This is a genomic window from Psychrobacillus sp. OK028 (assembly GCF_900103605.1).
Taxonomy (GTDB): domain Bacteria; phylum Bacillota; class Bacilli; order Bacillales_A; family Planococcaceae; genus Psychrobacillus.
Map to the genome: position 1 here is coordinate 85,472 of NZ_FNHY01000004.1, position 18,633 is coordinate 104,104.

Annotated in this window: 19 protein-coding genes and 1 riboswitch; of the genes, 1 reads left to right on the forward strand and 18 read right to left on the reverse strand. The window is 39.9% G+C overall.

Annotated features, from left to right (window positions below):
* Window positions 1-13 precede the first annotated feature (13 nt).
* The 16 genes from BLR36_RS08595 to BLR36_RS08670 all read right to left on the reverse strand — a co-directional run bounded on the left by BLR36_RS08595 (window position 14) and on the right by BLR36_RS08670 (window position 15,572).
* Window positions 14-2,167: a (Fe-S)-binding protein gene (locus BLR36_RS08595; protein ID WP_093061340.1), complete on the reverse strand. Its 2,154-nt coding sequence runs from the start codon at window positions 2,165-2,167 to the stop codon at window positions 14-16.
* 508 nt (window positions 2,168-2,675) lie between these two features.
* Complete coding sequence (locus BLR36_RS08600; protein WP_093061341.1) at window positions 2,676-3,338, reverse strand: hypothetical protein; 663 nt, start codon at window positions 3,336-3,338, stop codon at window positions 2,676-2,678.
* A complete protein-coding gene (locus tag BLR36_RS08605; RefSeq protein ID WP_093061342.1) occupies window positions 3,331-3,813 on the reverse strand; it encodes an ECF transporter S component in 483 nt (160 codons plus the stop codon). Before BLR36_RS08605 ends, BLR36_RS08600 begins: the two co-directional genes overlap by 8 nt.
* Before the next feature lie 5 nt (window positions 3,814-3,818).
* The gene (locus tag BLR36_RS08610) at window positions 3,819-4,409 is read right to left on the reverse strand and encodes a cob(I)yrinic acid a,c-diamide adenosyltransferase (RefSeq protein ID WP_093061343.1); all 591 of its coding nucleotides are present in this window, start codon (window positions 4,407-4,409) and stop codon (window positions 3,819-3,821) included.
* Entirely contained in the window at window positions 4,393-4,794 is a 402-nt protein-coding gene (locus BLR36_RS08615; RefSeq protein WP_093061344.1) for a bifunctional adenosylcobinamide kinase/adenosylcobinamide-phosphate guanylyltransferase, read from the reverse strand. Before BLR36_RS08615 ends, BLR36_RS08610 begins: the two co-directional genes overlap by 17 nt.
* Window positions 4,746-5,345, reverse strand: a complete 600-nt coding sequence (locus BLR36_RS08620; protein WP_093061345.1) for a histidine phosphatase family protein — start codon at window positions 5,343-5,345, stop codon at window positions 4,746-4,748. The genes BLR36_RS08615 and BLR36_RS08620 overlap by 49 nt, the downstream gene beginning before the upstream one ends.
* Complete coding sequence (gene cobS, locus BLR36_RS08625) at window positions 5,315-6,064, reverse strand: adenosylcobinamide-GDP ribazoletransferase (RefSeq protein ID WP_175454023.1); 750 nt, start codon at window positions 6,062-6,064, stop codon at window positions 5,315-5,317. The genes BLR36_RS08620 and cobS overlap by 31 nt, the downstream gene beginning before the upstream one ends.
* Window positions 6,061-6,891, reverse strand: coding sequence for a cobyric acid synthase (locus BLR36_RS08630; protein WP_093061347.1), 831 nt, complete (start codon window positions 6,889-6,891; stop codon window positions 6,061-6,063). The genes cobS and BLR36_RS08630 overlap by 4 nt, the downstream gene beginning before the upstream one ends.
* Before the next feature lie 8 nt (window positions 6,892-6,899).
* Window positions 6,900-7,430 (reverse strand): bifunctional adenosylcobinamide kinase/adenosylcobinamide-phosphate guanylyltransferase, encoded by a 531-nt coding sequence (locus BLR36_RS08635; protein WP_093061348.1) that lies wholly within the window; start codon window positions 7,428-7,430, stop codon window positions 6,900-6,902.
* Window positions 7,403-8,479, reverse strand: a complete 1,077-nt coding sequence (locus BLR36_RS08640; protein WP_093061349.1) for a pyridoxal phosphate-dependent aminotransferase — start codon at window positions 8,477-8,479, stop codon at window positions 7,403-7,405. The genes BLR36_RS08635 and BLR36_RS08640 overlap by 28 nt, the downstream gene beginning before the upstream one ends.
* Window positions 8,466-9,425: an adenosylcobinamide-phosphate synthase CbiB gene (gene cbiB, locus BLR36_RS08645; RefSeq protein WP_093061350.1), complete on the reverse strand. Its 960-nt coding sequence runs from the start codon at window positions 9,423-9,425 to the stop codon at window positions 8,466-8,468. The genes BLR36_RS08640 and cbiB overlap by 14 nt, the downstream gene beginning before the upstream one ends.
* Window position 9,426: 1 nt before the next feature.
* Window positions 9,427-10,896 (reverse strand): adenosylcobinamide amidohydrolase, encoded by a 1,470-nt coding sequence (locus BLR36_RS08650; protein ID WP_093061351.1) that lies wholly within the window; start codon window positions 10,894-10,896, stop codon window positions 9,427-9,429.
* A 3-nt stretch (window positions 10,897-10,899) separates the two neighbouring features.
* The gene (locus BLR36_RS08655; RefSeq protein ID WP_371326711.1) at window positions 10,900-11,883 is read right to left on the reverse strand and encodes a FecCD family ABC transporter permease; all 984 of its coding nucleotides are present in this window, start codon (window positions 11,881-11,883) and stop codon (window positions 10,900-10,902) included.
* 4 nt (window positions 11,884-11,887) lie between these two features.
* On the reverse strand, window positions 11,888-12,856 hold the full coding sequence (locus tag BLR36_RS08660; RefSeq protein ID WP_093061353.1) for an ABC transporter substrate-binding protein: 969 nt from the start codon (window positions 12,854-12,856) through the stop codon (window positions 11,888-11,890).
* Window positions 12,857-12,980: 124 nt separating this feature from the next.
* A riboswitch (cobalamin riboswitch) is annotated at window positions 12,981-13,122 on the reverse strand.
* A 362-nt stretch (window positions 13,123-13,484) separates the two neighbouring features.
* Window positions 13,485-15,152 (reverse strand): arginine--tRNA ligase, encoded by a 1,668-nt coding sequence (gene argS, locus BLR36_RS08665; protein ID WP_093061354.1) that lies wholly within the window; start codon window positions 15,150-15,152, stop codon window positions 13,485-13,487.
* The gene (locus BLR36_RS08670) at window positions 15,153-15,572 is read right to left on the reverse strand and encodes a YwiB family protein (RefSeq protein ID WP_175454024.1); all 420 of its coding nucleotides are present in this window, start codon (window positions 15,570-15,572) and stop codon (window positions 15,153-15,155) included.
* A 158-nt stretch (window positions 15,573-15,730) separates the two neighbouring features.
* Here BLR36_RS08670 and BLR36_RS08675 point away from each other — a divergent pair, with 158 nt between their 5' ends.
* Window positions 15,731-16,819, forward strand: a complete 1,089-nt coding sequence (locus tag BLR36_RS08675) for a diguanylate cyclase (RefSeq protein ID WP_093061356.1) — start codon at window positions 15,731-15,733, stop codon at window positions 16,817-16,819.
* Window positions 16,820-16,868: 49 nt separating this feature from the next.
* Here BLR36_RS08675 and speB read toward each other — a convergent pair whose 3' ends face one another.
* A complete protein-coding gene (speB, locus tag BLR36_RS08680) occupies window positions 16,869-17,741 on the reverse strand; it encodes an agmatinase (RefSeq protein WP_093061357.1) in 873 nt (290 codons plus the stop codon).
* Between the two features lie 4 nt (window positions 17,742-17,745).
* Window positions 17,746-18,579 (reverse strand): spermidine synthase, encoded by an 834-nt coding sequence (gene speE / locus BLR36_RS08685; protein ID WP_093061358.1) that lies wholly within the window; start codon window positions 18,577-18,579, stop codon window positions 17,746-17,748.
* Window positions 18,580-18,633: the final 54 nt, after the last annotated feature.

Consider the following 18,633-nt stretch of genomic DNA (forward strand, 5'->3'; position numbering starts at 1 on the left):
TATTTGCAATATATTATTGTACGACTGAATCCAATTCTTCTTCCACCGGCGGAATGAATTCTCCGAATACCGATTTCTCTAAAAGCTCTGCAATATCATATGTGCCTACTGTTTCTTCTACTTCTTTCGCTTTTGTACCATCCGATAACATTGTTAAGCAGTATGGACATCCTGAAGAAATGACGGTTGGATTTACTTCTAGTGCTTGTTCTGTACGAGCTACGTTCACACGATTTCCAACATTCTCTTCCATCCACATTAGTCCACCACCAGCTCCACAGCACATACCCGTTTCGCGATTGCGATCCATTTCTACTAGCTTCACTCCAGGAATTGCTTTTAGCACTTCACGTGGTGCATCGTATACATCATTGTATCTTCCTAGGTAGCAGGAATCGTGGAATGTAATCGTTTCTTCCACTGCGTATTGCGGTTTCAAGCGCCCTTCTTGTACCAAGTCATATAGCATTTCAGTATGGTGGAGCACTACTCCATTCCATCCAAAATCACTATATTCATTTTTAAAGATATTATATGCATGTGGGTCGATCGTGACAATCTTCGTTACCCCTGCTTTTTCAAATTCCGAAATATTTGAACCAGCTAATTCTTGGAATAAAAACTCATTTCCTAAGCGACGTGGTGTGTCCCCAGAGTTCTTTTCTTTATTGCCAAGTATCGCAAATTTAACTCCCGCTTCGTTCATCAAATGTGCAAATGATAGAGCAATTTTTTGTGAACGGTTGTCGAAAGATCCCATCGAACCAACCCAGAATAAATATTCAAACTCTTCTCCAGCTTTTGAAACTTCTTTCACTGTTGGAATATGAATTTCTGGACGAGCATCTCTCCAGTTTTCTTTTTCTTTACGGTTAAGACCCCATGGATTTCCTTGACGCTCAATATTCGTCATTGCGCGCTGTGCATCTGGGTTTACTTTACCTTCTGTCATTACAAGGTAGCGGCGAAGGTCGATAATTTTATCTACATGCTCGTTCATAACTGGACATTGGTCTTCACAGTTACGGCAAGTTGTACAAGCCCAAATTTCTTCTTCAGTAATTACATCTCCAATAAGAGATGGACTATAAATATCTTCGATTACTGCGCCTTCTGCTCCAGCAGCCATCGCAAGTTGATTTCCTTTTGTCCCTTGGAAAGCTAGTGCTGGTACCCATGGTTTTTTCTTCGTTTCAACTGCTCCAGTAAATGTTAAGTGATCACGTAGTTTCACGATCAAGTCCATTGGTGACAGCATTTTTCCTGTTCCAGTTGCTGGACACATATTCGTACAGCGTCCACATTCTACACATGCATAGAAGTCGATCATTTGTGCTTGCGTAAAGTCTTGAATTCGACCAACACCGAACGAAGGCATTTCTTCTTCCGCTTCTGGGTCTTCATCTTCCTCTTCTTCGAAATTGATTGGACGTAATCTTCCAACCTTGTCTAAACGATGGAAGTATACATTTGCTGGTCCAGTGATTAAGTGGAAGTGTTTTGATTGTGGTACATATACTAAGAATGTTAGTAAGATTATTAAATGCACCCACCACATCGCAAAGAAAACAACTGCTCCTGCGGTTGGTGGTAAAAATCCGAAAATAGTTGCGATAGCTGAAGCAACTGGTTCTGACCAAGTAGCACTATGTTCGTGCCAAACCATCCCCATACCATTACCGATTAAAACAGAAAGCATTAAACCACTGAGGAAAATAAGTACTAAACCATTTTTCCAACCGCGTTTTAAGCGAACTAATTTCTCAACATATCGACGGTAAAATGCCCATACAACTGCAACCAAAATAAGTAAAGTAACAATTTCTTGGAAGAAAGTAAACGCTGGATATAATGGGCCAAGTGGCAAATGTGATCCTGGCGCTAACCCTTTCCAAATAAAATCGATTGCTCCTGCTTGGACAAGTAAGAAACCATAGAAGAACATAACGTGGATTGCTCCACTCTTCTTATCTTTTAATAGTTTCTTTTGACCAAAAACATACACCCAAATTTTGCGAAGTCTTTCCTTCACATTATCTTCAAATTCAACTTTTTTCCCTAGTTTGATGTACGTATATCTTGTTTTCAACAAATATGCGAACAATCCTAAAGCATACAGAACTACTGCGATAAACAGCAACCAGTTTGCGAATAACAATGGATTCATCTTATTTCTCCCCCTCTGAGTTGTAAAATGACATTATGAATAGAATAATACATTAGATTCATAAACTAATATATAAGTAATTCCATATTAAAACTGAATGAGCATTCAGTCAACAATTATTTATTCAAATTGATGTGAATTTTTTGATTTTACCTCTTTCAGCAAAAAATAGCCACTAGATTACGAGCGGTTTTTGGAATAAAAATCCTGAGCGAGAGTAACTATTGTCGGACCGATAGTATTTCAATTTTGTGAGCGAATAAATAACGGGCAACCGCTAGTAAACATCGAACGAGCGAGAGTAAAAGTGTGAAGCTTCGTTTTGTGTGAAAGTCAAATGATTATACGAGAGTGTTAACCACTTATACGAGAGAAATATTGAGCTATACGAGAGTGTCACTGCAATACGAGAGAGATTTCATCTTATCCGAGAGCAATACCATGCGATTCGAGAGCCACGACCTTCTATACGAGAGACCTTCTATCCTGCAAAAAAAAAACTATCTCCTCAAGAGATAGCCTCAAAATAATCGCCAAAATGAAGTTTTGCTTCTGTTACTTTCTGAATATCCACGCCAAGTAAAACTGTAGTAGCAGGTCCGCCAGATTTCTCCACGTCCCAACCGACTAAGTTGCCATGCAACCCTAGTCGTTCGCATTCTCCTTTAATTCCGCTGGATCCTACTGGCCAGACTTGATGCACCAGTCCTGTATTTATAGCTTCTTTAATTTTTTTCAAGTTTGCGATTTTATCACGTTCCTTGATGACTTCCTCGCCGACACTTGGTTTGCCATATGCATACCACTTAATTTCAGCAATATTTTCTTCAGTCTTTTCACCTATCATTGTCACGGCAATTGCCGATTGCAGCGTTTCCATATTTGTCTCACTGCTGCCGGTAAGTTTGGGACATTTTACACCTATTTCGTTAAATAGCTTTTCTATTCCTACGACATATTTCACCCAGCTTTGATCACCAGAAAAGTTATGAACGACGATGGACAGTGGTGTTGCTCCAGCTGCCCATTGCTCTAGTAATGCGACTCTTGCTGCGAAATAGGAAACTATTTCGTCTGGAGTTGAAACTACATCGTCTATTTTTTCTCCGATACCGGCGGAGTTGTCTGTCGTTAAAACAAGTCCATTTGGCAATAAAACTGCATTACGCATGTGTTTTCACTCGTTCCATTACTCCCGTCACAACTGGTGAGACAATCAGGGCGATTGCTGCATTCAAAAAAGTAGCTAGCGTGATAGCCGGTAGCGCAGCTACAAAAAACTCTGGTGAAATAATCCAGTAAAACGGAAGCGTTGCAAGCACACTATTAGCTAAGATAAAGAATACCCATTTCCAAACATGATGCCCTGCTTGATGCAGCTTTGTGTAAACGAATAAAATGATAAACATTTCAGCTGCAATAATTATATGCAATGGTCCTAACGGAAACCCTGCATACAAAGAAGAGGATAAGTGGCCAATTAACGATGCTGCTCCCGCATAAAACGGGGGTAAAAAGGATGCTGCAATTAGAGCTGGCACCGTATCTAAGGCTGCACTTCCGATCCCGACAGGAATCTTGATGAATGCTCCAATTGCAGAAAGTGCTGCAAACATAGCTGCAAGTGTTAATAACCGAAGTTTCATAAGTTTTACTCCTCTACTTTCTTCTCGCTTCCTACGTTTTTAAACACTTTTGCACTGCGCACGTATTCAACGTCTGAAACATTTTCTCTCACATTTGCTACGCGAGCTGCTGCAAATAAATAATCAGATAAGCGGTTTAAATAGCGCTGTACTACAGTGGGAACATCTTCCGCTGTTTTCGTCAATGTCACCGTTAAACGCTCTGCACGTCTCGTAACTGTTCGAGCTATATGAAGTGTTGCCGCAGCTGGAGTTCCCCCCGGTAAGATGAATCGTTCTAAAACTGGTCCTTCTTCAACTAGCACATCGATTCGTTTTTCCATAGCTTCAATTGCTTCATCTGTCATTTTATAAACGCGTTTATTGGAAACATTCGCTAAATCACCACCACAGTCAAATAGCTCATGCTGAATCGTCTCTAAATCCTCTAAAATATCGGCAAATTTTGTTGGATCTAGCTCCGTGACTGCTTTTCCGATAAAGGAATTCAATTCATCTATAGTTCCGTAAGCTTCTACACGGATATCGTCCTTGTCCGTTCTTCCCCCGATTAAACCTGTTTGTCCTTTGTCACCCGTTTTAGTGTAAATTTTCAATTTGTCCATCTCCCTTTATTGTTTGTGAAATACCGTACCAAATTCGTGTCACACTATCTGCTTTTGTAAAAAGCTGCTGATAAAACCGACCAACATCATCTCGAAGCTTGCGCATATTTGCATCCATCGGCACAATTCCTCGACCGATTTCGGTTGCAATGACGAGCACTTCTGTTTGCTCATTCCATTGTTCCATTTTCTTGAGTAACTCTACACTCTTATGTTCTAACAGTTTTTCAGCGCCCGTAACAACGATCACTTCTACATTTGGCAATAAAACATGCGCATCCGCTTCCACATCTAGCCATTGCACATTGCGTCCGCGAACTCTTTGCTCTACATAAGCTCGCTTTCCATTAAATGCTCCACCGAAAATGACGTGCATCGTTTCCCCTCCAACACCGCTTTTTTATCTGGCCAATTCAATGTAAACATACTTCCATGAAGTACTTCCCAATCCCAAAAACTCTTTTCTTCACTTGCAAACTTGGTCAACAAAAATCGCATAGGTCCACCATGAGTAACGATAATAGGTTGCTCAAACTTTTCACTTGTTTCCAAGAAAGCTTGTAAAACTCGACTTCCCAACGCTTCCAATGACTCTCCATTTGGTGGAGCTAATTGCTGCTGATCATTAAGCCAATTTCTGTATGAATCATCTTCTTTTAATTCATTATATGTTTTTTGTTCCCAATCACCAAAGGAGCATTCCCGAAAATTTGCATTCACTGTATAAGGAGTTCCACCGAAAACCTCCGCTGCTGTTTGCTTGCAGCGCACCAAATCACTACCTACAACTTGTCTATTTTCATTAGGGAATTTTTTGATTTTCAGACCGCCAATTATCGGTTCGTCGGTCCAGCCGATATACTTTTTGTCACGATTTCCTTTGGTTGGTAAATGCCTTATGAGAGTAACAGTAAAAGGGTTAGCCAAAGTACCACCTCCGACATTTCTACACTTGCACCGAGTAAATCCCCTGTGACTCCCCCGAAGTTTCTCAACATCCAATTTCGGAACATACAAATAAAAGTAAATAACACTATGAAGACAGTAACGGCAACCATCCAATTGGTCATCCACCCTAATACACCAATGCCGATAAAAAAGTTAAACACTACTGCAATGAGCACGACATTCGCATTCATTTTTTGCTTAAAGTAATAAGCAAGTCCACTCGTTTTAGCACTTGCCGTTATTGAAAATAGTACTGTGAGTGTTGCTCTTGAGAAAAATGGAATAAGCAGGGCGAAAATCCAATGAAATGATCCGGCCGATAGAACCTCCGATACAATAATTACTTTGCCGAGTACTAAAAAAACAACCGCCATCACACCAAATGCACCGACTCTCGGATCCTCCAGTATTTCGAATCGCTTCAGTCGATCCTTATAGGAAAAATATGCATCTGAAGTATCGATAAATCCGTCCATATGGAGACCACCTGAAAGCATAATACCAAGAAGTACAATACTAAACGCCGTCATTTGTGTACTCAAATCAAAATAGAGAACCAAACAAGCAATCGCCCCAATGCCAGCTCCTATCCAAGGGAAAACACTGTACATTGCTGTTATCGATCGTTTTTCCATCGGCAGGTTTTTATGTATTGGAAGGACGGTGAAAAATTGAAGTGCTAACAAAATGCTCTTCATTTTATTGCCACATCGTTCCCTAAAAGGCTTAATATTTTTTCCCATTTCACATGCTTTTTAAAATGGCTTGCCCATTCATCAATTTGTCCATCTGATGTCTTTTGCCCGCTTTTCTCTTCGCCATCTTCTTCTTCGAATTCATTTGGAAAATAAGGGATAACTCCTAAAACGTCTATTCCTGTGTAAGATTCGATGAAACTTATTCCGTCTTGAAACAAGGAAACGTCCCCTTGAAACTTATTTATAATAATCCCATTTACACGTACTCTCTGTGGCTCTGGCAGTAGAGCAAGCGTACCGACTATAGATGCAAAAACACCACCATATTCAATATTAGCTACTAAAATAACTGGAACATCTGCCATATCTGCCACTCGCATATTCACTAATTCTCGATCACGTAAATTTACTTCCACAGGACTGCCTGCCCCTTCTAATATCAAATACTTATATAAAACAGACAGCTTGCTTAAACTATTTTGGATAAGCTCTTGTCCTTTTTCAAAAAAATGCTCCCGGTAGTGCATGCCGCTCATTGTATTCAGCTTTTTACCTAGAATAATAATATCTGACTCCATATTTTTTGTTGGCTTCAATAATATGGGATTCATTTCGGGTAAATAAGAGGTGTTCGCCGCTCTTGCCTGCAAAGCCTGTGAAACGCTTATTTCCAACCCATCTTCTGTTTGAATACTTAAACCTGACATGTTTTGTGATTTAAAAGGGGCAACTTGCTTACCTTCATTTGCAAGGAGTCGGCAAATAGCTGTACATATCAAACTTTTCCCTACACTAGAAGCAGTACCTTGCACCATTAAGCCCTTCATCTAATCCCTCACTTCCACTGATGACCGATGCCATATTCCATTTCAAAGGCATGATCTGCATTTGCTACAAGCTGTTGATGGATCCGGCCGATCCAAGCTTGATAGAGAGCTGTAAATTCATAACTTGATAAAGCTTCATCGAGCACTTCATTTGAAACAATGACGACTACTTGAGCTTTTTCTAATAGCTGATTGATTGTCACATATAGCTGCTTTTCTACTTCTTCCATTTGACCTTCATACAGTTCGTTAGCTAGCCACGTAGTGACACAGTCCCACAGGATCCCATCGCCTTGCTGAATTTTAGATACGACTTGTTCAAAATGGCGTGGTTGCTCGATTGTAATCCAATCTACTGGGTAGTTTTCACGGTCGTCTTGGTGCCTTTGTATGCGCGCTTTCATTTCGCTATCAACTGCAACCCCAGAAGCGATATACACATTTCGTTTTGCCTGCTCATTCATTAAATAATGTTCTGCAAAGTTGCTTTTACCACTGCGCACACCGCCAGTTATGAAGACAAGTTTTCCTCGAACCACATAGTCATCTCCTTTTGCAAATACCCCATTTGTGAACTTTCTTTCATGCCTATCCGAAACCATTTTCCGTCTAGTCCTTTGAAATTCTCGGTATGCCGGAGTACGCACCCTTTAAGCAATAAATACTCAAAAAATTCCTTTGAACGAGCAGGATCCGGTAATTGAAAACAAATAAAATTAGTCGAAGATGGTAACACAATGCAGTTCCATTTCTCTAAGAACAACGTCATTTGTTCGCGCATTTCTTTTGCAAAAGTAATTGCTTTCATTCGGTAATCTTCCTCCAGCAAACACTCCGCTCCAATTGTTGTCGCGATGGCATTACTATTCCAATGTGGCATTCTTGAACGTACGTCGTTTACGATTGTTCCACTCGCCAGCGCGTACCCAAGTCGAATGCCAGGAATTGCATACATTTTCGTCATCGATCGTACGACAATAACGTTTGGAAAGTCCTTCAAATACGGAATAAATGATTCTTTTTCATCTATAAAATCTAGAAATGCTTCGTCTAAAATGACCTCACATTTATATCTTCTAGCGTATTTTGCTATTTGAATAATTTCTTCTAATGGAATTAAATATCCAGTTGGATTATTTGGTCTACAAATATAAATCACTTCTGCAAACTCAACTTCATCGAGCACTTCGTCCAAAGGGAGCTTGCCAGTCGCAATTATCTCTTTTATGAACACTTTGTAAGGAGCTAATGTTGCCTCATACTCTGAAAAAGTTGGATGAATCAATACAGCACGTTTATTTTCATATCGTTTGGCAAGGCTTGCGAATATTTCCGCTGCCCCATTTCCAATGATTATATTTTCACATGACACATCGTGATAGTTGGCTACGGCGGATAAAAAAGGCTCTCCAAGTGGATCTGGATATTTCGTAATTAGGGGTGCATACGATTCCCACCGTTCATACACAAACTTTGGAGGTCCTAATGGATTTACATTTTCACTATAGTCAATTACCGTTTCCGGGATTTCTATTCTTAGCCGTTCATAAACGTGATGAGCATTAGCTCCGTGATTAGGTAATGCCAAACAAAATCCCTCCAATGACCATCATCCACAGCCAAAATAGAACTACAGCCGTATTCAAATGAGAAATGGTACTTAATATATGGGTTGGCGATAATGGAACCTCTCCAATTCCCATAAGTGCACGATTAGAAACAATCCCTTTATATGTATTAATACCGCCAAGTTGAATGCCTAGCTGATAAGCGGTGGCCGCTTCCAAATAACCACTATTGGGACTTGGGTGTTTTTTCGCATCTTGCCACCAGCCTTTCATCCGTTTGCTAAAAGGCAAGTTGCTCTCTTTCTTGCCCCATAGCATAATGAGATAGCCTGTCAGTCGGCTTGGAATATAGTTCGCAATGTCGTCTAGCTTTGCAGCTGCATATCCGAAGTCCTCGTATTTTTCATTTTTATAACCGATCATAGAATCGAGCGTATTTATCGCTTTATATAGCCACAGTCCTGGTGCTCCGGCGAACACAAATGCATAAAAAAGCGGAGCAGTTATTCCATCACTAATATTTTCAGATACTGTTTCCACAACTCCACGAGTAATTTCTTGTTCATTTAATTTGTCTGTATCACGACCGACAATCCAAGAAAGTTTTTGTCTAGCTTCAAGTAAATCTTTTGCAATCAACGGTTTATATACATCCATTGCTGCCACTTTTAAACTTTTTTGAGCAAGCCCAGAGGCAATCAGTATACTTTCCACTGCAATTCCTACCCATAGATGAACCGAATAAGCACCTAATAAAATTGCAATTGTTAAGGAGAAAGTTACACCAACTACGATTAAAACAAGCAGTAATCCTTTCGCCTTGCGAGCTTTTCCTTTATTCAACCAGCTTGTTAGCTTCGAAATGAGCGTTCCGATAAATTTAACCGGATGCGGCCAATTCGGTGGATCGCCAATTATTCGGTCCAATATTAAGCCCAACGCTATAGCAATTATATGTGGACCCATATTATTTCCAACCCTTTGCTTTTTTGTATATTTGAATAGCTTCCACTGTACATTCATATACACCGAGTCCGATTTTTTTTCCTATTTCCGTAATTGGACCAGCATATGGGATTTGTCGACCTTTTTGTGTGGCCGCTATTAGTACACTATCGGTTGAGGTTCCAGTTGCAATCGTCCCCGTACGAGGATCCTTAACCTGTTCAAAAGCGAGTGCTTTCGTTTTGGATTCGGTCGCTGTAATAACTGCTTGAATAAAAGCCTCGTCGGTCAGTTCACCGTTGACAATTATCCATGTATTGATGGTTCCGATTGCTGGAAGCATCTCTACTTCATGTGCTCTAGAGACGTCCACCGCATTCCCTACTCCTGCGGTAACCATAATGACGATGCTTCCAAAAGGTGTGTCATATTCTTTAATGACAGCATCGGTTGTTTTTACCGCAGTCATCATTCCAACTGTATCTGCTTCAGAAAATCCGTTTTTCGCCAAGTATTCAAGCATTTCTTCTTGTACATTATCACAAGCGTAGCTGGCGTCTACTCTTCTATTGACGAAGTTTTTGTACCATCCACTTCCGGCATTAATTACTGCTGACGACCATGTTTTGAGTTGAGTTTCCGCTTGAAAAACAACTAAATCAGCGGTAACTTGAAAATTATCTGCTGTTATTGTTCTATCGCTTCGCTGTTCATTAACATCCGGAAGAATGGTAATTTGGGGCTTTGGTCGTTCCGGATGTGGATTAGTGCTAATGCGGGCTTTGTACACCGTTTCAATTTGATCTTTTTTCACTACTTCTTGCGGTGCACCTAATACTTTTACCTCTCCTTGATTCATCAAAAGCAAACGATCACAGTACAGGGAGGCAAGATTTATATCATGAAATATACTAATAATCGTAATTCCCTTTTCAATTGCCTGGGTTTTAATCGTATCGAGCAATTGTTTTTGATGGGCAATGTCTAGATGATTAGTCGGTTCATCTAGTAGCAGTATAGGTGCTTGCTGTGCAAGAGCTTGGGCAACAAATACGCGCTGTTGCTCACCACCAGATAATAGATCCAGCATCTGATGCTCGTATCTTTCCATTGCAGTCAGTTTCATCGCTTCGACAACCGCTTCTTCGTCTTCAGCTGACCAAGACGAGAATAATCCAGTTTGATGTGGATAGCGACCGAGTGCAATCGTATCTCTTACAGAATGTGAAAATGTATGACTATGTAATTGTGGTAAAACGGCCATTTTCTTCGCAAGCTCTTTCGAGGAATAAGATATCAGCGATTTCCCATCAATCATCACATTCCCCGACTCCATATGTAATATTCCGCTTATAACCTTCAGCAACGTGGATTTTCCGCTACCATTGGGACCAAGAATCCCAAGCATTTCTCCTTTCCCAACTTCAAAGGAGACGTTTTTAATGATCATTTTGCGATCATAGCCACCCGATACATTTTCGACTCGTAACATAGGTTAAATGCCTCCTTTTTTTCGTTGTCTAAAGAAAATAAATGCAAAAACAGGTGCCCCTATAAATGCGGTTATTACTCCTATCGGCAACTCCGTTGGGGAAATAATTGTGCGAGATACTAAATCACAAACGATTAATAATGCCGCTCCATTTATAAAGCTTAGTGGTAATACATGACGATTATCCGAGCCGAATAAAAGCCTTGTCATATGCGGTACGACAAGTCCAACAAACCCAATCGTTCCTGATACTGCAACGGCAGTTCCCGTTAACATAGAACCCCCGATTAAGATCATCATTTTTCGTTTTTTCACATTGACTCCTAAATGCTGCGCTCGTTCCTCTCCAAATAGCATCGCATTTAACTCTCTTCTGTTTAACCATAATAAAAAGGTTCCAATAAGGACAAACGGTAAAGCCATTTGGACGAAACTCCATCCTCGCATTGATACACTCCCGAGTAGCCAACCGATAATTTGTCTGAGTTCTTCTCCTGTCAGAGCAATCATTAACGAAATGACGGAGCCTAAAAAAGAACTAAATATAATACCTGTCAAAATAATGGTTTCCATTTTCATCGCCCGATCGACTAGCTTTGCAAACGTAATAACTAGTAGCATCGTAACTAGAGCCCCAATCATACTGAAAACAGGCAATGTATATATCCCTAAAAACGGCACCGAAATACCGAAAAAGAGCGTAGCCACGGCACCTACTGAGGCACCGGACGACACTCCTAACGTATAAGGATCGGCAAGCGGATTTTTTAATAAGCCTTGAAATGCAGCACCTGCAATGGCTAGTGATGCTCCAACTAGCCCTGCAAGCACCACACGCGGCATGCGAATTTTCCAAACAATATTGGTCGCAATTGCATCTGCTCCCGTATCCCATAATGTGCTGATCGGTACCTTGACGGATCCGACCGATACACCAAGCCAAATTGCAACAAAAAGCGCAACTATGGACAGGATGTAGCCGATCAACGCTTTACTCACTAAAAGCCTCCGGGTAGATTGCTTTCGCTACTTCTTCCAATCCTTCTGCAAGACGTGGACCTGTGCGGCTTGTTAGGTTTTCATCTACTTGTACCACTTCATTGTTTTTCACAGCTGTAATAGTATCAAAACCATCTCGAGCTTTCACTTTTTCAACGATGCCTTCCACATAGCTATACATCACGATAATTACGTCTGGGTTGCGATTAACAATTTCCTCTGGCTCCATTTTAAACCAGCCTTCTTGGTCTGCTGCAATATTTTCAGCATTCACCATATCTAAAATTTCTTGCATAAACGTTCCTTTACCAGGTGTATAAATTTCTGGAACGTCCGAGTTTTCTATGAATACTGTTTTCTTCGTTTCAACATTTGCCACTTTTTCTTTCACTTCTTCTACTTTTGCTTTCATGTCTTCTACAATTTTTTGCGCTTCTGTTAATTTGCCAGTAGCACGACCAATCTCCTCGATTGTTGTGTATGTTTGAGCGAAGTCCATTGCATTTTTAACTACGAATATTTTCACACCAGCATCACGAATTTGCTGTAATCCCGCTTCACCCATACCAAGTGCAGATTCATGTGCGAAAACGATATCCGGATTCATTGCTATGATTTTCTCTACATTGAACTCCATTCCACCAATTTTCTCTTTTTCCAGTGCTTCTTCTGGATAATTATCGTAATCATTTACACCGACGATTTCATTATTTAAACCAAGTGCAAACAAAATCTCCGTATTACTTGGTTGCATAGAAACAATTGTTTTTGGTGCTTCTTCCAATGTAATTTCATTGCCGACTGCATCGGTCATTGTTATTGGGAAAGTAGTTTCATCTACTGATGCTACTTGTTGAGTAGTATCGTTATTTTTCTCAGGTTTTACTTCTTCTTGTCCGCATCCTACTAGCAGCAGTACTGCAAGTGCGACGGTCATCCATAATTGCCACAATTTCTTCATTTTACATTCCTCCTATATTGAAGCAACAAAAAAATCCCCCATCCTTTAGATGAGAGATAGATAGGTATAAATCTGCACGAAGTCACAGTGAGCCAGATCTACACCAAACCTATCCTCGTAGGTAAAGGGCGTAAAGCATAAAGGCAGGTTTTCTGACTCATGATGGGTTACATCATTTACAGTGGCGGGACCGTGCTGGACTTTAACCAGCTTCCCTTTTAACTCTAGTAATCCGTAACTAGAGCACCTCTATGCATTAAATTATTCATATTGCTTTGCATTCATTATACCTTATTTTTTCAGACTGTCGACTTCGTTTTCGGGATTGGGAGGTCTGACCTTTGTCGTGATTTTGTATGGTGGCTCTCGTATAGGTGGTTTTCTCTCTCGTTCAGCAACTCCACTCTCTCGTAAAGTAGCTTTTCGCTCTCGTATAAGAGCCAACTTTACATTTACTCGCTCTCGTTTGCTGTTTACTCTCTTTCGTTCCGTGTTTACTTGCGCTCTGGATGCAAATACTCGCGGACGAGGTATGTTTACTCTCGGTTGGATGGGATTTACTCTCGTTTATGATATTTATTCCAAATTATCAAAAGAAAACCCCTCGAGCAACGTCGAGGGGTTGGATTTACATTTGTTCTGGAGCAGATACACCTAACAGGCGTAATGCATTTGCGATTGTTTCGCGTGCTGATGTTACTAGTGCAAGACGAGCTTCTGTTTGTGGAAGATTATCTTCATTTAAAACTTTGTCTGCATTATAGAAGCTATGGAATGTCGTAGCTAATTCTTGGATATAAGTTGCAATACGGTGAGGTGCACGAAGTTTTGCAGCATCTGCAACGATTTGTGGGAAGTCACCAATTTTTTTCAATAAATCTAATTCTTTTTCACTTTGTAATAATTCAAGTGAATCCGTCGATACTTTCATGCCTTGAGTTTCTGCAGAACGCAAAATCGAACAGATACGTGCGTGTGCATATTGCGCGTAGAACACTGGGTTTTCATTTGACTGGGAAACGGCTAAATCTAGATCGAAGTCCATATGAGAATCCCCAGAACGCATACCGAAGAAATAACGTACTGCGTCTAGTCCTACTTCTTCTACAAGCTCACGCATTGTTACAGCTTTCCCTGTACGTTTACTCATTTTCATTTTTTCGCCGTCTTTATATAATTGAACCATTTGAATGACAGATACTTCTAACTTTTCACGCTCGTATCCAAGCGCTTCAATTGCTGCTTTCATACGCGGGATATAGCCGTGATGGTCTGCTCCCCAAATATTTATGAGTTGATCGAATCCACGAACTAGTTTGTCTTCATGGTATGCGATATCTGGCAATAAATACGTGAATGAGCCATCACTTTTAATCAGTACGCGGTCTTTGTCGTCTCCAAATGTAGTGGAGCGGAACCATGTCGCACCTTCTTCTTCAAAAATATGACCATTTGCACGTAATTTATCTAAAGCAACTTCGATTTTACCGTTTTCATATAAAGAAGTTTCTGAGAACCAGTTATCAAAGCCTACACGGAAATCTGCTAAGTCTTTTTGTAGTTTTGCAAGCTCTACTTTTAACCCATGTGCACGGAAGGCTTTATAGCGCTCTTCATCCGACATGGATACGAACTTGTCGCCATGTTCTTCAGCAAGGGCTCCTGCGATATCGATAATATCTTGCCCATGGTAGCCACCTTCTGGCATCTCTTTGTCTAATCCTAAAGCTTGGAAGTAACGAGCTTCTATTGATATAGCTAAGTTATGAATTTGGTTTCCGGCGTCATTAATATAATATTCGCGAGCAACGTCATATCCAGCAAAATCAAGCACATTACATAAGGAATCACCAACAGATGCCCCACGTGCATGCCCTAAGTGTAAGTCGCCAGTTGGATTCGCAGAAACGAATTCTACTTGTATTTTTTCTCCATCTCCCGAAGTGGAACGACCGTAGTTTTCTTTTTCTGTTAAGGCAGCCTTTACTACATCCTGTAAGTAATCTTTACGAACCGTAATATTCATAAATCCGGGACCTGCAATATCAATTTTCTCCATCATTGTTCCAGACAGATTAAGGTTTTCTACGATTGCTTCCGCTACTTGACGAGGATTCTTTTTTGCAAGCTTTGTCAGTTGCATTGCAATATTTGTTGCATAATCCCCATTTGCTTTGTCTCTTGGTGTTTCCAGTTGAATAGCAGGAATTTGTTCTTCACTGACAAGTTCTGCTTTCAATATTGCTTGTTGTAATGCTTCCTTAATGGATTGTTGTAGCTTCTCTACTGCGTTCATTTAATCCGCCTCCGTATAAATTAGTTCTAATGTATATGTACCAGCAACTTCCTCATTGATAATTAGCTCATATTCAACTTGAAAATGACCGTTTTCAAAATGTAGGTGCTTTGTATTTGTTGTAATCATTAAAGTGCCATATGGTGTATCATAGCTTCCTGTTTGAAGTTCTCCACGTTCAAAAGGCAAACGCATTTTAACTCCACCACTTCGTAATATTAATGCATTTTTACCGCTTAGCTTTACAGTTGTTCGAATGGCTTTTTCATCTTGCAGTTCTTCGTAAACTAAATAATACTGGGTACCTTTAAGCGTTAGCGTACCTGAAGTTTCAAAATTAACGGTTTCTGCGGGGACATTCGGATGACGAATCGTGGAAAGTAACTGTATATTCACGGTCTTTTGTAATGACGTAGACATGCCTAACATCCTTTGTAGAAATTTTATTTACATTTTACTATAACCTTCATATTATAGCTTAAATTAAATGCAGGTGACAACTAATCATTCAATTAGTAATTTACTATTTATTGGCAAAAGGTTATAATGGACCGAGATATTTTAAGAAGGTGACCATTATGTTGATTGATTTTATAATAAATTTTTGTATTCTTTTTACTTTTGCAATTCTTACTTATATACCATTTCAAAATAGGTTAAAAGTTTATATTCCATCATCCAAATACACCCCTTATATTCTTGGAATACTAAGTGGATTTACTGGCTGTTTATTAATGTTAACAGCAGTTAGCATTTCAGATTTCGTAATTATGGACGGTAGAATGGCGGTTATTGCATTGTCTGGTGTCTTAGGAGGACCAGTTGCAACTATAATAAGCGGAACAATTATTGGAGTGTTCCGTTTGTTTATGTACGGATATTCTACAACTTCCCTTATTGCAGGAAGTAGCACTATTATAGTGGGAGTGGTTATTGGATTTTGGAGTTGGAAGAAAACGATGACTTTCCGAAACGTTCACTACTTTTTTGGATATTCAATCGTACAAACTTCTATTGTATTAGGTTTCTTAGGTAACTGGAAATTTGAAACGTGGTTGGCCATTATAAGTTTTATATTATATTCCATCTTGTCGTTTTTCATTATTTTTGTGATTTTAAAACAACTTAGCAGCCTCTTTGAAAAGATTAAGCATATTGAAGAGATGTCCATAACAGACTACCTCACTGGTTTGAATAATAATCGGAAATTTCAAGAATATACTTATAATCTTTTATCGAAAGGTGAAATATTTTCACTTCTTTTATTAGATATTGACTATTTCAAAAAAGTTAATGATACATATGGACACCCTGTAGGCGACGAAGTATTGAAAGAATTAGCGCTCCGAATAAAAGAAGCAAGTAATTCCTTTGGGGGTATAGTTTCTCGAAATGGAGGCGAAGAGTTTTCCGTCCTCCTACCAAATACTTCTGAGAATAAGAGCTTAGAAATTGCCGAACTTATTAGACAAGCAATAGAAAAAAATGCCTTCCCGATCTCCACAGGAGAAAAATTAGCCATTACCATTTCAGGAGGCATCAGTACATTTCCACAAGATGCCGCAACAACACATGAATTATATAAGCTTGCTGATGAAGCTCTTTACCTGGCAAAAGCTTCAGGAAGAAATAAAGTAGTACATACCAATCAAAACAAGTTAGTTTAAATATAAAAACGTGATGCCCTAAACAAAGGACATCACGTTTTTATGTTTTCTACTTTACCCAGCCTAAGATCATTTCACGTAGCAATTTACTAGCAGTATTCACTGTTTGCTCCGACGGGTCATAGTTTGGTGCTACTTCGACTAGATCGAAGCCTACTACGTTTACGCCAGAGTTGGCGATTGCGTGGATGGATGCTAGTAGCTCACGGCTTGTGATTCCTCCGCAGTCTACTGTTCCAGTTCCTGGTGCATGTGCAGGGTCGAGTACGTCGATGTCGATTGTTACATAGACGGGACGTCCTTCTAGTGTTGGTAGCACTTTTTTCAATGGCTCCAGCACTTCAAACTTATGGATTTGCATGCCGTTTTCTTTTGCCCAGTCGAACTCTTCTTTCATGCCAGAACGAATTCCGAATGAGTAGACGTTTTTTGGACCAATGTATTCAGCAATTTTACGGATTGGTGTGGAGTGAGATAGCGGTTCACCTTCGTACTCCTCACGTAAATCTGTATGTGCATCCATATGAATAATGACAAGATTGTCATAGTTGTCTGCCACTGTTTTCATGACAGGCCAAGACACTAGGTGTTCGCCACCCATACCGACAGGGATTTTACCGTTTATTAGCAGTTGACGAATAAAACCGGCAATCAGCTCTAAGCTTTTTTCTGCATTACCGAATGGTAGCGGAATATCTCCTGCATCAAAATAATTCACTTCATCTAGCTCGCGATCTAGATACGGGCTATACTCCTCTAAACCAATCGATGCTTCACGGATACGCCCAGGACCAAAGCGTGAGCCTGGACGATAGCTTACCGTCCAGTCCATCGGCATACCGTAAATAACTGCCTGCGCTTCATCATAATTTTGTTTACTTTTAATAAATACATTTCCTGAGTAATCTTCACTAAATCGCATAGACTTACTCTCCTGCAAGATCTTTCACAAATTTCGGTAGTACAAATGCCGCTTTGTGAAGCTCTTTTGTATAATATTTTGTTTCGATATCAAAGAATTGCTCATCTGGTACTTGCAGTGGATCATACTTTTTAGATCCGATTGTAAAGCACCATAGCCCGCTCGGATATGTTGGAATGTTCGCCAAATACATATTAGTAATTGGGAAAATCTCCTTCACATCTTTTTGCACTTGGCGGATTAAGTCTGCCTTAAACCAAGGGTTGTCCGATTGTGCGACAAATAGACCGTCTTCTTTTAATGCTTTCGATATTCCAGCGTAGAAGCCTTTTGTAAACAGATTTACAGCAGGTCCTACTGGTTCAGTAGAATCTACCATAATTACGTCATATTCATTTTCAGATTCTGCGATATGCATGAACCCATCCCCCACTTGAACATCTACGCGTGGGTTTTCTAATTCACAAGCAATTTCTGGTAAGTATACTTTTGAATACTCAATAACTTTTCCATCTATATCAACAAGTGTTGCTTTCTTCACTTTTGGATGTTTCATAATTTCACGAATTACTCCACCGTCTCCACCGCCAACTACTAACACATTTTCAGGATTTGGATGTGTGAATAAAGGAACATGTGCCACCATTTCATGGTATACAAATTCATCTTTTTGCGAGGTCATTACCATGCCATCTAAAAAGAGCATATTTCCCCATTCTTCTGTTTCTGCCATTTCTAGCAGTTGAAAATCTGTTTGCTCGGTATGAAGAGTGCGTTTCACCTTCATTGTGATGCCAAAATTCTCGGTTTGCTTCTCTGTAAACCAAAATCCAGCCATTTATCTATCTCCGTTTCTATAATTAATTTTTGGTATTTATAAAAAAATAAATAC

Coding starts and splice junctions, on each gene's coding strand:
- BLR36_RS08595 (WP_093061340.1), bottom strand. CDS start 2,167: ATGAATCCATTGTTATTCGCAAACTGGTTGCTGTTTATCGCAGTAGTT.
- BLR36_RS08600 (WP_093061341.1), bottom strand. CDS start 3,338: ATGCGTAATGCAGTTTTATTGCCAAATGGACTTGTTTTAACGACAGAC.
- BLR36_RS08605 (WP_093061342.1), bottom strand. CDS start 3,813: ATGAAACTTCGGTTATTAACACTTGCAGCTATGTTTGCAGCACTTTCT.
- BLR36_RS08615 (WP_093061344.1), bottom strand. CDS start 4,794: ATGCACGTCATTTTCGGTGGAGCATTTAATGGAAAGCGAGCTTATGTA.
- cobS (WP_175454023.1), bottom strand. CDS start 6,064: ATGAAGAGCATTTTGTTAGCACTTCAATTTTTCACCGTCCTTCCAATA.
- BLR36_RS08630 (WP_093061347.1), bottom strand. CDS start 6,891: ATGAAGGGCTTAATGGTGCAAGGTACTGCTTCTAGTGTAGGGAAAAGT.
- cbiB (WP_093061350.1), bottom strand. CDS start 9,425: ATGGGTCCACATATAATTGCTATAGCGTTGGGCTTAATATTGGACCGA.
- BLR36_RS08650 (WP_093061351.1), bottom strand. CDS start 10,896: ATGTTACGAGTCGAAAATGTATCGGGTGGCTATGATCGCAAAATGATC.
- BLR36_RS08660 (WP_093061353.1), bottom strand. CDS start 12,856: ATGAAGAAATTGTGGCAATTATGGATGACCGTCGCACTTGCAGTACTG.
- argS (WP_093061354.1), bottom strand. CDS start 15,152: ATGAACGCAGTAGAGAAGCTACAACAATCCATTAAGGAAGCATTACAA.
- BLR36_RS08670 (WP_175454024.1), bottom strand. CDS start 15,572: ATGTCTACGTCATTACAAAAGACCGTGAATATACAGTTACTTTCCACG.
- BLR36_RS08675 (WP_093061356.1), top strand. CDS start 15,731: ATGTTGATTGATTTTATAATAAATTTTTGTATTCTTTTTACTTTTGCA.
- speB (WP_093061357.1), bottom strand. CDS start 17,741: ATGCGATTTAGTGAAGATTACTCAGGAAATGTATTTATTAAAAGTAAA.
- speE (WP_093061358.1), bottom strand. CDS start 18,579: ATGGCTGGATTTTGGTTTACAGAGAAGCAAACCGAGAATTTTGGCATC.